This is a genomic window from Curtobacterium sp. VKM Ac-2922 (assembly GCF_022815645.1).
Classification (GTDB): Bacteria; Actinomycetota; Actinomycetes; order Actinomycetales; family Microbacteriaceae; genus Curtobacterium.
This window is the reverse complement of sequence record NZ_JALGRO010000005.1, coordinates 57,981-70,005: the sequence shown is the minus strand read 5'-3', so window position 1 is coordinate 70,005 and position 12,025 is coordinate 57,981. Positions and strand designations below refer to the sequence as shown.

The 12,025-nt window shown below is 71.4% G+C and carries 14 protein-coding genes; 8 read left to right on the top strand and 6 right to left on the bottom strand.

Annotated elements, in window-relative coordinates; translation table 11 throughout:
* Positions 1 to 14: 14 nt before the first annotated feature.
* Complete coding sequence (locus MT346_RS07550) at positions 15 to 638, top strand: TetR/AcrR family transcriptional regulator (RefSeq protein ID WP_243562206.1); 624 nt, start codon at positions 15 to 17, stop codon at positions 636 to 638.
* Between the two features lie 71 nt (positions 639 to 709).
* Here the strand turns inward: MT346_RS07550 and MT346_RS07545 are convergent, their stop codons facing one another.
* The gene (locus MT346_RS07545; protein WP_243562205.1) at positions 710 to 1,375 is read right to left on the bottom strand and encodes an SDR family oxidoreductase; all 666 of its coding nucleotides are present in this window, start codon (positions 1,373 to 1,375) and stop codon (positions 710 to 712) included.
* A 48-nt stretch (positions 1,376 to 1,423) separates the two neighbouring features.
* On the opposite strand from MT346_RS07545, the gene MT346_RS07535 reads away from it, so the two are divergent.
* Positions 1,424 to 2,062: a helix-turn-helix domain-containing protein gene (locus MT346_RS07535; RefSeq protein ID WP_308221882.1), complete on the top strand. Its 639-nt coding sequence runs from the start codon at positions 1,424 to 1,426 to the stop codon at positions 2,060 to 2,062.
* Positions 2,063 to 2,149: 87 nt separating this feature from the next.
* Here MT346_RS07535 and MT346_RS07530 read toward each other — a convergent pair whose 3' ends face one another.
* The gene (locus MT346_RS07530) at positions 2,150 to 2,716 is read right to left on the bottom strand and encodes a TetR/AcrR family transcriptional regulator C-terminal ligand-binding domain-containing protein (protein WP_243562204.1); all 567 of its coding nucleotides are present in this window, start codon (positions 2,714 to 2,716) and stop codon (positions 2,150 to 2,152) included.
* An 81-nt stretch (positions 2,717 to 2,797) separates the two neighbouring features.
* On the opposite strand from MT346_RS07530, the gene MT346_RS07525 reads away from it, so the two are divergent.
* The 5 genes from MT346_RS07525 (at position 2,798) to MT346_RS07505 (ending at position 7,216) form a co-directional block, all read left to right on the top strand.
* Positions 2,798 to 4,024: an FAD-dependent monooxygenase gene (locus MT346_RS07525; protein WP_243562203.1), complete on the top strand. Its 1,227-nt coding sequence runs from the start codon at positions 2,798 to 2,800 to the stop codon at positions 4,022 to 4,024.
* A 71-nt stretch (positions 4,025 to 4,095) separates the two neighbouring features.
* Positions 4,096 to 4,419, top strand: coding sequence for a hypothetical protein (locus MT346_RS07520; RefSeq protein WP_243562202.1), 324 nt, complete (start codon positions 4,096 to 4,098; stop codon positions 4,417 to 4,419).
* 273 nt (positions 4,420 to 4,692) lie between these two features.
* Complete coding sequence (locus MT346_RS07515) at positions 4,693 to 5,802, top strand: FAD-dependent oxidoreductase (RefSeq protein WP_243562201.1); 1,110 nt, start codon at positions 4,693 to 4,695, stop codon at positions 5,800 to 5,802.
* Between the two features lie 67 nt (positions 5,803 to 5,869).
* Entirely contained in the window at positions 5,870 to 6,961 is a 1,092-nt protein-coding gene (locus MT346_RS07510; protein WP_243562200.1) for a glycerate kinase, read from the top strand.
* A gap of 63 nt (positions 6,962 to 7,024) precedes the next feature.
* Positions 7,025 to 7,216 (top strand): hypothetical protein, encoded by a 192-nt coding sequence (locus MT346_RS07505; RefSeq protein WP_243562199.1) that lies wholly within the window; start codon positions 7,025 to 7,027, stop codon positions 7,214 to 7,216.
* Positions 7,217 to 7,224: 8 nt separating this feature from the next.
* Here the strand turns inward: MT346_RS07505 and MT346_RS07500 are convergent, their stop codons facing one another.
* Entirely contained in the window at positions 7,225 to 7,380 is a 156-nt protein-coding gene (locus tag MT346_RS07500; RefSeq protein WP_243562198.1) for a hypothetical protein, read from the bottom strand.
* 286 nt (positions 7,381 to 7,666) lie between these two features.
* Between MT346_RS07500 and MT346_RS07495 the strand changes: the two genes are divergently transcribed.
* A complete protein-coding gene (locus MT346_RS07495) occupies positions 7,667 to 8,713 on the top strand; it encodes an NAD(P)-dependent alcohol dehydrogenase (RefSeq protein ID WP_243562197.1) in 1,047 nt (348 codons plus the stop codon).
* A gap of 94 nt (positions 8,714 to 8,807) precedes the next feature.
* On the opposite strand, the gene MT346_RS07490 is transcribed toward MT346_RS07495, so the two are convergent.
* The 3 genes from MT346_RS07490 to MT346_RS07480 are packed head-to-tail and all read right to left on the bottom strand — an operon-like array spanning position 8,808 to position 12,007.
* Complete coding sequence (locus MT346_RS07490; protein ID WP_243562196.1) at positions 8,808 to 10,214, bottom strand: hypothetical protein; 1,407 nt, start codon at positions 10,212 to 10,214, stop codon at positions 8,808 to 8,810.
* On the bottom strand, positions 10,204 to 11,001 hold the full coding sequence (locus MT346_RS07485; protein WP_243562195.1) for a TIGR03943 family protein: 798 nt from the start codon (positions 10,999 to 11,001) through the stop codon (positions 10,204 to 10,206). The genes MT346_RS07490 and MT346_RS07485 overlap by 11 nt, the downstream gene beginning before the upstream one ends.
* Positions 10,988 to 12,007, bottom strand: coding sequence for a permease (locus MT346_RS07480; RefSeq protein WP_243562194.1), 1,020 nt, complete (start codon positions 12,005 to 12,007; stop codon positions 10,988 to 10,990). Before MT346_RS07480 ends, MT346_RS07485 begins: the two co-directional genes overlap by 14 nt.
* Between the last annotated feature and the right edge of the window lie 18 nt (positions 12,008 to 12,025).

The following is a 12,025-nucleotide window of genomic DNA, read 5'->3' as shown; positions in this document are numbered from 1 at the left end:
GACAAGATGGGGGCATGACGGAGGGAACGAGCACGGCGCCACTCGCGAGCCACCGGGTGGACCCGCGCGTCACGCGCACCCGCGCCGCCCTGATCCGGGCAATGGCCGCGCTGGTGTCCGAGGCGCCGAAGGGCGAGACGATCACGATGAGCGCGGTGGCGCAGCGCGCCGGCCTGAGCAGGCAGGCGCTCCACAACCACTACGGCAACGTCGGTGATCTGGCGACGGACGTCTGGATCAGCCGGCTCCTCGACGACTGGCTCCCGCTCGATACGGGCGCGGCGAACCTCGCGCAGGCCCTCACCGATGCGGTTCGGGAGCGCGGGATCGAACCCTTGCTCACCGCTGGGCGAGCGGATCGTGACTTCTTCGACAAGCTCCGCGCGGTCCCACGGGGCGAGCGCGTCGCCGAGGTCCTCGCCGCGGCGATGACGACCTGGCTGACGGAATCCGATCACGACGGCTCGCAGCCGGTGACAGCGCTCACCGGGGACGCTCGGACCTTCACCATCGGCGGCATGATCGCGCTGGTGTCGACGTGGCAGATGGCCGACGCACCGCCGAGCACCGCCGAGCAGGTCGCCACGCTCCGCAAGTTCGCAGCCGCAGCCGCAGCCGCCGGTGCCGGGACCGGCTGACCTCCGGAGCGCGACCACACACGGATCCCGGCGGAGGCCCGCCGGGTCGGCTGGCCCGGTCAGGAGACGCGTCAGCCGTCGTACGCGACGTAGTGCAACTCGGCGTCCCGCCGCTCGTCGTGCAGCCGCACGTACGACTGCGCGATGACCGCGGGTTCAGCGTCCGGTCGACCCCCTCCGATCAGCGCCGTGATGGCGACGAAGCCGACGTAGACGCCCTTCGGGGCGAGGGCGGTGTTCAGGTTGAGGGTCCAGTTCCGGAGTCCCGCGGCGGCGATGTTGACGTTTCCCCGGACCGGCGTCTGGGCGAGCGCGCCACCACCGGTCGTCACGAGGACCGTCCCGGTGCCCGCGGCGACCATGTCGGGCAGGACCTCTCCGATGGCTGCGATGGCACCGCCGAGGTAGAAGTCGATCTGTGGCTGCAGGTTCTCCATCGTCACGTCGAGTGCATCGACCGATTCGAGGGTCCGGTCCGCCGGCGAGAACTCGAGGACATCGATCGGACCGAGCGTCTGTCGGATCGATCGGAGCGCACTCCGGATCGTGTCCGGCTCGCTGACGTCCGCGGCGAACCCGCGAGCGTGGATGCCCTCCGCGACGAGCTCGCTCGCCAGCGCATCCACCCGCGCCTGGTTGCGAGCCACGAGCGCGACGTCGAAGCCCTTGCCGCCGAAGGCCCGAGCGATCTCGAGCCCCAGCCCGGGTCCCGCTCCGATGATGGTGATGAGGGGCATGATGCGTCCTTCCGTGGCCCACCGCCGGGCCGGCTGTGCTGGTGCGGTATGTTGAGGGCGTCCTCAAATCGACTTCAGCATATGTTGAGGTTGACCTCAACATCCTTCGGAGTCGCTGTGAGCACCCCTCCCCGCCTGCGTCGAGACGCGCAGGCGAACGTCGAGAAGCTGCGCGCAGCCGCGATTGCGGTGTTCTCGCAGCGGGGGTTGTCCGCTCCGCTGGAGGACATCGCTCGAGAAGCCGGCGTGAGCATCGGAACCCTGTACAACCGCGTCGGTTCGCGGGAGGAACTCATCGACGCCGTCGTGCCCGACATCGCAGGCGCGAAACTCACGACCCTCCGCGAACGGACACTGGCACAGATCACTCCCCGCGCGCAGCTGGAGACGTTCATCGCCGAGATGATCGACCTCCAGCGGAGCGACCCGGCCATGAACGACGCGATGCTGCGGCGGTACCCCGAGGCGGTGCTCCTCATCAACGCGTGTGAACGATCGATGGCGCTCGGAGCGCAACTCGTCGACAACGCCCACACCGCCGGGGTTCTCGCCGAGGACTTCACGACCGAGGACCTGATGACCGTTCTGTGGCTGGCCGGGACGGCAAGCCGCGAACCGACCGCTCCGGAGGGGTGGCGTCGCGTCGTCGACCGCATCGTCGCCGGAGCCTGGACGACGACCGACTGACACGCGGAGAAGTCGACCACCACCAGTTCGACGAACAGCGGACCGGGGCCCACCAGGTCGCCTCTCGCGATGTGCGCGAGCGTCGCCTCAGGTCGAGCTGACTCGGAGCACGGTGTCCACCAGGCGCTCCGTGTCCTTCGCCGGGTCGAGGGGGGATCCGAGCTGGGCCCACAGGTACGCGGGTGCGATCACGATCTCGATGCACCCCATGCCGTCGATCGCGGTGACACCCGCTGCGTCGAGCATCGCCTGGAAGTCGGCCACCCGCGGCTGCACGAGTTCGGCGAGCGTCCGGGGATCGGGCGATGAGCGCGACGCAGCGAGGAGCGCCCGGAGCAACCCGAGCGCGTGCGGTCCGCGCAGGCTCGTGAGGAGCTGATCGACGTACGTCGTGAGGTCGGCGCGGAGGTCACCGGTTGCCGGGATCGGTGAGGACCGACGCACGTCGCTGACCACGACGTCGAGCACGAGGGACTCGATGGTCTGCCACCGCCGGTACACCGTGGTGGCGTGCACCCCGGCACGCTGCGCGATCCCCGGCACGGTGAGCTCCGCGGCAGGATCGGCCAGTGTCTCGCGGACGGCGTTCAACACGGCTTCCCGCGTCCGAGCGGTGCGCCCACCCGGGCGGAGGGAACCGGCGACTTCTGGCATGGCTGCAGTCTATTGCACAACGGGTTGCGTTAGGTATGGTGGGGTCTACTAACGCAACGTGAGTTGCAAGAACGGAGCACCATGTCGAACGTCCTCATCGTCGGAGCCGGGATTGCCGGTGACACCCTCGCGCTCTGTCTCGCCCGCGACGGATGGCAGGTCGCCGTGGTCGAGATCGCCCCCGCACTCCGGACGGGCGGGCAGACCGTCGACCTGCGTGGCGACTCGCGGCAGGTCCTCGTCGACCTCGGTCTCATCGACGCCGCACTCGAACACGTGGTCCCGCAGCGCGGCATCGCCTGGATCCGTGCTGACGGCAGCCGGATGGCCGAGATGCCGGTCGAGGCGTTCGGAGGACAGGGACTCATCTCGCGCGAGGAACTCCTGCGGACCGACCTGGCAGGTCTCCTGCACGACGGAGCGCGTGACGCCGGTGTCGTGCACCGGTTCGCAGAGACGATCGATGCCCTGTCGGACACGGTCGAGGGCGTCGAGGTGCGGTTCCGGTCCGGGCAGGTCGCCGTGTTCGACGTCGTCGTGGGCGCGGACGGCACGCACTCCCGGACGCGCGCCCTGCGATTCGGCCCGGAGGACCGCTTCCGGAAGCCACTCGGTCTCGCGCACGCCTGGTTCACGCTGCAGGAGCGGCCGGAGACGCCTCGGTTGCACGGGTGGGCGCTGTCCTACAACGAACCGGGACGTCGGGGAGTCACGGCTCGCCCCGGACATGCCGGCCGACAAGAGGTCGGGATGACGTTCGCCGCATCCACCGTTCCCCGCGATCGTGACGAGCAGCTCGCGCTCCTCGGCACGGTGTTCGCCGGCGCCGCTTGGCGTACGGCCGAGTTCCTGGACGCGGCGCAGACCGCGCCGGACTTCGCACTCGACACCTACGACCAGATCCACGTCCCCGACAGCTGGTCCGACGGACGCGTGGTGCTCATCGGCGATGCCGCCTGGTGCGCCAGCCCCCTGAGCGGCCTCGGGACCGCTCTCGGTCTCCGCGGCGCGGCAGAACTGGCACAGGCGCTCCGCCGTCACGACGTGCACGCGGATGCGTCCGACGAGCGGGTCTCCGCAGCACTGCGGGCGTTCGAGGCAGCCATGCGACCCCGGGCCGCTGCGGCGCAGAAACTCCTCCCGGGACGCGTCGCCATGGTCGCTCCGGAACATCGATGGGGCATCCACGCGAACGCTGCGGCGATGCGCTTGCTCCAGGCCCGCGTCCTGCTGCCCCTCGTCGGGCTCCTCGCGGGCAGTCGTGGTCACGATGCCGCTCTGCCCACGCCCGCGCCCGCGGCCCGGTAGCGGATCGGCGACCAGACTGTGTGCAGGACATCTCCACGCAGCGAGATGGTCGTTGCAGGAAGAGGACATCGATGCCGAGAGCACTGACCGGGGCAGAAGCGGCCGTGGTCCGCTGGCTGTTGGCCCATCACATGCCGCGGGGCGCGTCGGTGGCACAACTCGACCTGAGCACGGCGCAGGTTGCTCGGTACGACGAGTCCGAGTGTCTCCGCTTCGTCGACCCGGCAGCATCGGACGATCGCGGCTTCAGTTCCCACATGGGCACCTTCGAGGATCAGGACGGTGTTCCGATCACGGCGTTCCTCACCTTCGATCAGCAGGGCCGCATCCGAGAACTCGACCTGTGGAAGGGGGACGATTCTCCGATCTCACGTCTTCCCGAGTCCTTCGGCTGACCGTCATCCACGTCGGACCCGATGCGACGCTCGTCGAGTCACAGTCAATGTCCGTCGTCATCGCCCACGCTCGGTCCGAACCGGCGTCGGTGCGGGTCATGCGGGCCCACTGCACGCCCGGGTGCACGGATCGGTGGACGCGATCAGCGACGTCCCCCACCCCCACACGGGCTCGGAGTGGCCGACTCGTCCGAGCACCCAGGCGCCACGATCGGCATCGGCCACGGTGAGCATGCCACCGAGCCCAGGCCGACCAGACAGTACGATCGCGACATGAGCGAGCACCACGACCACGTCGTCATCGGCGGCGGTGTCGTCGGAGCCGCCGCAGCCCGCTCGCTGGCGGCCCGAGGCGCCCGGGTGCTGCTGGTGGAACGGTTCGGCCGCGGACACGACCGAGGATCGTCGCACGGGGGCAGCCGCATCTTCCGGCTGGGCTACGCGGACCCCGAGTACGTCGCGCTGTGCCAGCTGGCCCTCGACGCATGGCGTGCCCTGGAGTCCGCAAGCGGCAGGACGCTGCTCGACCTGACCGGCGCGGTCGACCACGGGCGCCCCGAGCAGGTCGACGCGATCGCCGCCGCGCTGACCGGCGCCGGCATCGACCACGAGCGGCTCACCCCGGAGCAGGCGACCGCACGGTGGCCGGGCCTGGCGTTCGAGGGCTCCGTCCTGACGCATCCGTCCGCGGGGCGTATCCGCGCGGCCGACACGATCGAGGCACTGCTGGACCTGGCGGCGTCCGACGGCGCCCACCTGCGGTTCGACACCCGGGTCACGAGCGTCGAGGACCACGGCGACACGGTCACGCTGGTGCTCGACGGCCCGGACGGCACCACCTCGATCACCGCCACCAGCGTCGTGGCCGCGGTGGGGTCGTGGGCGCCCGCCGTGGTCGGCGAGCTGTTCGCCGGACGCGGGGCGGGCCTCCCGGCACTGCGTGTCACCCAAGAGCAGCCCGCCCACTTCCCCAGCCACCTGCCGGAGTCGGCCTGGCCGAGCTTCGTGCACTGGCAGACCGACGGACCGGACGTGTACGGGCTGCTGACCCCGGGCGAGGGCGTCAAGGTCGGCTTCCACGGCACCGGCGCCGTCGTCGACCCGGACACGCGCGACTTCGCCCCCGAGCCGGATCAGGTCCGTCGGCTGCAGGAGTACGTCGCACGGTTCGTGCCGGGCGTCGACGCTGCCGCGCCGGAACTGATCAGCTGCCTGTACGACAACTCCCCCGCCGAGGACTTCGTGCTGGACCGCCGCGGACCGGTGACGGTGGCGACGGGGTTCTCCGGGCACGGGTTCAAGTTCGCGCCGCTGCTCGGCGAGATGCTGGCCGACCTGGCGACCGGCGGTGCGCCGCACCCGCGGTTCGCGCTGCCCGCGTGAGGGCTGCCCGCCTGAGCACCAGCCGCGCGCACCACCCGCCCGCGCACCGCCCGCTAGCGTGGTCGCCGTGCACGTCGTGATCGCTCCGGACTCGTTCAAGGGGACCGCCACCGCCGCGGCCGTCGCCACCGCGATCGCCTCCGGCTGGGCCGAGGAACGCCCGGACGACGTCCTGACCCTGGTGCCCATGGCCGACGGCGGCGAGGGCACGCTCGACGCCTTCGCCACGGCGTTCCCCCGGGCACGGCGCATGCCGATCACCGTGACGGGTCCTGCCGGCACACCGGTCGACACGTGGTGGTTGTCGCTGCCGGACGGTCGTGCGGTCGTCGAGCTCGCGGCGACCAGCGGCCTGCCGCTCCTGACGACACCCGAGCCGGACCGCGCACAGACGACCGGCTTCGGGCAGTCGATCGCCGCCGCGCTCGATGCGGGGGCCACGGGGCTGGTGCTGGGGATCGGTGGGAGCGCCTCGACGGACGGCGGTGCCGGCCTGCTCGGCGCGCTCGGGCTGGTACTCGGCGACACCGGTGCAGGCGGGTCACTGCTCGACGCGCCCGGCGACGGGCCGCTCGACACGACCACGCTCCGGCCGCTGCCGCCGCTCGGGGTCACGGTGCTGACGGACGTCACGTCCCCGCTGCTGGGGCCCGATGGCGCCGCGGCGGTGTTCGGTCCGCAGAAGGGCGTCACGCCGGACCGGGTGGCCGTGCACGAGGCACGCCTGACGCGTTGGGCGGCACGGTTCCCGGACGTCGACCCGACGACCGCCGGTGCCGGGGCCGCCGGTGGCGCGGGGTTCGGGCTGCTGGTGTGGGGCGCACGTCTGGTGGGTGGCGCACAGGGCGTCGCCGAGGTGCTCGGGCTGCCGTCAGCGATCGCGCACGCCGACGTGGTGGTCACGGGCGAAGGACGCTACGACGGGCAGTCGGCAGCGGGCAAGGTGCCGTCGGTCGTACAGGTTCTCGCTGCCGGGCGACCGTCGATGCTCGTCGCAGGGGACGTCGACGCCCCGGTGGACGCCTTCGCGGCTGCGGCCTCGCTGACGGTCATCGCCACGCAAACGACCGGCGAACCGGACGACGCCATGACCGATCCGCTGCGGTTCGCGCGCATCGCGGGACGGCGACTCGCGAGCCGCGTCGGACAGCACGACTGACCCCGTCGGGACACCACCCCCTGACCTGCGGGGGGCACAGCCGCGGCGCGTAACCTCGAGTTCATGGCACGTACCTGGATCCGCCGGCCGCACGTGCTCGTCCTGATCGGGGTGGGAGCGCTGGTGGTGGCGGGCATCGTGCTGTTGCTCAGTCCACTGGACGGCGGCTTCGACGCGCTCGCCTGGGTGCTGATCGTCGCGGCGGTGGTGCTCGGCGCGCTGACGCTGTTCTTCTCACGGGCTCCGCGGAGCTAGGGGGAGCGTCAGACGACGGGCTCGCCGAGGAAGTCGGCGTACGTGGGCTCGTCAGCATCGATGAAGTGGACCAGACGGGCTTCGACGAGTGCGGTGATCTCGGCCGGCGAGCGCAGGCCGCGGCGGTGCCATTCGTGGGCGGGAAGGAGTGCTGTGGCGGTCATGGGGACTGCCCTTCGTGAGCGGTGAAGCTCGAACTGACCGGGTCGTTCCGCTGTGCCATGGATCCGCAGTCGCGGACGGCATCGTGGCGACGGATTCGGTGTCGACTCGGTGTGGGCTCAACGGTACGACGGACGGCGTCGACCGCCAAAGCCGTTGCGCGAATGGGACGGCCACGCTGTCGCCCCAGTCCGGGGTGCCCTGATGGGACCTCCCACGGTCAGGAGCGCTCCAGCAAGATGGATGCGGGCCGCACCCGGCCCTGACCCGACCCCCACGAGGAGACCATTGCGAACCGTCAACGCGTACGCGGCACCGTCTGCCACCGAGCCGCTCGTCAAGACCACCATCACCCGTCGTGACCTCGGCCCGGACGACGTCATGATCGATATCGCCTACGCCGGCATCTGCCACTCGGACATCCACACCGTCCGTGGCGAGTGGGGCCCCATCCAGTACCCCCAGGTCGTCGGCCACGAGATCGTCGGCCACGTGACCGAGGTCGGTGCGAACGTCACCAAGCACAAGGTCGGCGACCGCGTCGGCGTCGGCTGCATGGTGAACTCCTGCGGCGAGTGCGAGCAGTGCCTCGCCGGCCAGGAGCAGTACTGCCTCAAGGGCAACATCGGCACCTACGCCAGCGTCGACCCCGCCGACGGCTCGATCACGCAGGGCGGCTACTCGCAGGCCGTCGTCGTGAACGAGGACTTCGTCCTGCGTGTGCCCGAGTCGCTCGACATCGAGAAGGTCGCGCCGCTGCTGTGCGCCGGCATCACGACCTACTCGCCGCTGCACCACTGGAAGGCCGGCCCCGGCACGAAGGTCGCGGTCGTCGGCATGGGTGGCCTCGGCCACATGGCCGTCAAGATCGCGGTCGCGCTCGGCGCCGAGGTCACCGTCCTGTCGCAGACCACGTCGAAGGAAGCCGACTCGCTGCGCTACGGCGCGAAGGCCCACTACGCCACGAAGGACGCCGAGACCTTCGACAAGCTGGCGGGCTCGTTCGAGCTCATCATCAACACGGTGTCGGCGAAGCTCGACATGCAGGCCCACCTCGGCCTGCTGCAGGTCGACGGCACGCTGGTCAACGTCGGCGCTCCGTCCGAGCCCCTCGAGGTCCCGGCGTTCGCGCTCATCCCGCGTCGCCTGAGCTGGGCCGGTTCGGCCATCGGCGGCATCGCCGAGACCCAGGAGATGCTCGACTTCTGCGCCGAGCACGGCATCCTGCCGGAGACCGAGCTCATCAGCGCCGACCAGGTCAACGAGGCCTACGAGCGCGTGCTGTCCTCGGACGTGCGCTACCGCTTCGTGATCGACGCGGCGACGCTCGCGTAGTCACCACCTGCGGGACGGGAGGCCCGGTGCCAGCTGGCACCGGGCCTCCCGTCTCGGCCGACGCGCGGAACGTGACGGCCGGGGCGACGACCCGTCAGCCGACCTCGTCGCCGCTCGGCAGCGCGCCGCACCAGTCGACGGCCTGGCCGGCGAGCGACGCCTCGAGCGCACCGCTCGACGCGTCGACGACGCTGACCAGGGACGCACCGCGCGAGCGGGTCTCGACCGCGACGAACTGGCCGTTCGGCGACGGGCAGACCGCGGTCAGCGTCGCGTCGTCGGGGATCGCGACGGGCAGCCGGGAGGCCCTGGTGCCGTCCACACGCACGATGCGGCTGGCGATGGTGCCGTCGGACCGGACCGACCCCACCGTCCGCAGGTAGGTGTCGTCCGTCAGCTGCGCGATCCGCCCCAGGTACGCCGCGTCGGTGCTGCCGACGGGCGCGGTGATCGCCGCGCGCTTGCCGTTCGTCAGGTCGAGTCGCTGGATGCCCGTGCCGGACTCGACGACGGCGGTGGTGCCGGTGCCGACGAAGCCGTGCAGGTACGTCGCCGAGCCGAGTCGCACGGCGGCGACCCGGCCGCTCATGTCGACCAGGAACAGCTCGTCGGTGCCGGTGCGGACCAGAGCGCTCTCGGTGCGCGGGACGTAGGCCCACTGCGCCACGGTCATCGGCACGGCGCCGGTGGTGGGCTTGCCGTCCGCGGCGATCGCCTGCGGCTGGTGGGTGCCGGTCATGTCGACGACGTACAGCCCGACGTCGCGGGACTGCCCGGTCGACGTGTCGGCGTACCGGAACCCGAACGACGCGCCGTCGTCGGCTGCGTGCAGGGCGGTGGCCGATCCGCGGCTGCTCGGCAGGGTGATGTGCTCCACGGGGGCGTCGGGGTCCTCGACACCGTTCCGCAGCGGGACGATGTCGATCCGGGAGTCCCCCACCGCGGTGTCCCGGAGGACGACCAGGGCGCGGCTCAGCCGGGCGTAGCCGGTGATCCCGTCCCCCTGGTACACGGTCGTGGCTCCCGCAGCGTCGAGTGACCGCCGGACGATGCGGTCCTTGCCGCCGTCGGCCGCGGGCACCAGCGCGAGGACGTCGGTGCTGCCGGTGCGGATCGTGGCCCGCAGGTCGGCGGTCGCGGCCTGTCCGGGTGCCCGCGCGTCCGACACCGTCACCGTGTAGTCGCGGTCGTAGTCCAGCGGCCCGGCGAACTCGACCGCGACGGTGTTGCCGCTCGACGTCACCGTGTGCGCGGCGGCGGGGCTGACGCGGACGTCGCGTGCGGGGACCCGCTGCAGTGCCTGGTTCGCGGTGATGATGACACGCTGGGCCGGTCGCGACACGATGCCCGTCGCGTCGTACGACACCGCCCGCAGCCGTGGGCCCTGCTGCGAGCCGACGACCGCGGCGAGCGCTGCCACGACGACCAGCACGAGCACGACGGCCACGAACCGACGTCGGAAGCGTGTCGCGACGGGGCGGCGCTCCGGCTCAGTACTCATACGGGTCCTCGGGCTGTGCGACGGTGCGCACGGTGGCGGCCCGGATGACGATCCGGACGTCCGAGGCCTGGTCGGGGTTGTCGGCGAACGCCCCGGTGACCCGGACCCACTGGTTCTCGCGCGGGACGGTGCCGTCGGTGGTCACCCCGAGCCCGACGGGCTGGGCGTCGACGGCGCAGCAGCTGATCACGAAGCGCGTCAGGGTGAACGAGTCCCCGGAGCCGGGCACGACGAACCCGGTCAGCGTCACCCGCTTGCCGACGAGCTCGCTGGTGTCCGTCGTCTGCCGGATGATCGCTGCCCAGTCCTTCACGCCGTAGCCCGACGTGTCGACGGCACTGCTGCCGAGCAGTGACACGGGGGCGTTCGAGCCGGTGGCGTTCGACAGCGACGCCGAGTCGACGGCGCGCTGCTGGGCGGTGCGGGCCGACAGCGTCGTCGGGGGCAGGACCAACATCGCGGCGGTGACCCCGACCGTCACCAGTGCCGCGATCCCGCCGAGCACGAGCCGCACTGCGCCTCTGGACCGCGCGGGTGCTGCATCGTCCGGACCCGCGTGGTCGTGTGTGTGACCCGCTCCCCGCGCCACGACGAGCAGTCCCGCGACGCTCGCCGGCACCGCGACCCCGGCGAGCACGATCGTGAACACCGAGTACCGCGGGTTGATGTACAGGTCCAGGTGACCGCTGGCGGCGAGCCAGATCGTGCAGAGGGCGACCGCCAGCACCGACCCCAGGCCGAGCAGTGCTGGAGGGCGCCGGTCGTGTTCCGTGTCAGACGAGGACATTCATCACCAACCCCACGGCAGCGGCGAACAGGATGCAGACGACCGACAGCAGGACCAGGAACCGCGTGCGGAAGGTCGTCCGGAGCAGGGCGATCATCTTGACGTCGATGATCGGCCCGATGATCAGGAAGGCGGTGAGGGCCCCGGGCAGGAACGTCGACGCGAACGACAGCGCGAAGAAGGCGTCGACGTTCGAGCAGAGCGACACCGTCATCGCCAGCAGCATCATCGCGAGCACGGAGAGCACGGGGTTGCTGCCGATCGCCACGAGCGTGCTGCGCGGCACGGCGACCTGGATCGCGGCGGCCAGCCCCGCACCGACGAACAGTGCGGGCATCATCGTGGCCGTCTCGCCGCCGAACTGCGCCGCGCTCTCCCGCCAGCGGTTCCGCGGCGCAGTGGCACCGACGGCGGCGCGACACCGGGCCTCGAAGGCGGGGAGCAGCAGGTCCGTGGGGCGACGGTGCGCGGCGACGATCCAGCCGACCAGGTTCGCGACGACGAACCCGCCGACGATGCGGACGGGCAGGATCCAGCCCGACCAGCCGAACGCCTGCGCGGTGCTGACGATGACGAGCGGGTTGAGGATCGGCGCCGCGACCAGGAACGTGACGGCCTCGGCGGGCGTGAAGCCGCGGAGCATCAGGCCGCGCGCGAGCGGGACGTTGCCGCACTCGCACACGGGGAACAGCATGCCGATCAGCGAGATCACCGCACGCCGGGGCATCGGGCGGCTCGGCAGGATGCGCTCGAGCGCACCGTGGGGCACCCACACCTCGACCACGATCGACAGCACGATGCCGAGCACCACGAACGGCAGCGACTCGACGACGACGCTGATCGCGAGCGTCAGGAAGTCCTGCACCACGTCGGGCAGTCCGGCGTTCCCGACGTTCGGCGTGACGAGCCGGATGCCCAGCAGGACGACGACGGCCAGCAGCACCAGGCCCGGGCCGGTCAGGGTCCGGCTGCGCTGCTGCGGCGGCGTGGTGGTGCGCGTCGTCACCGGGACAGGATAGGCGGC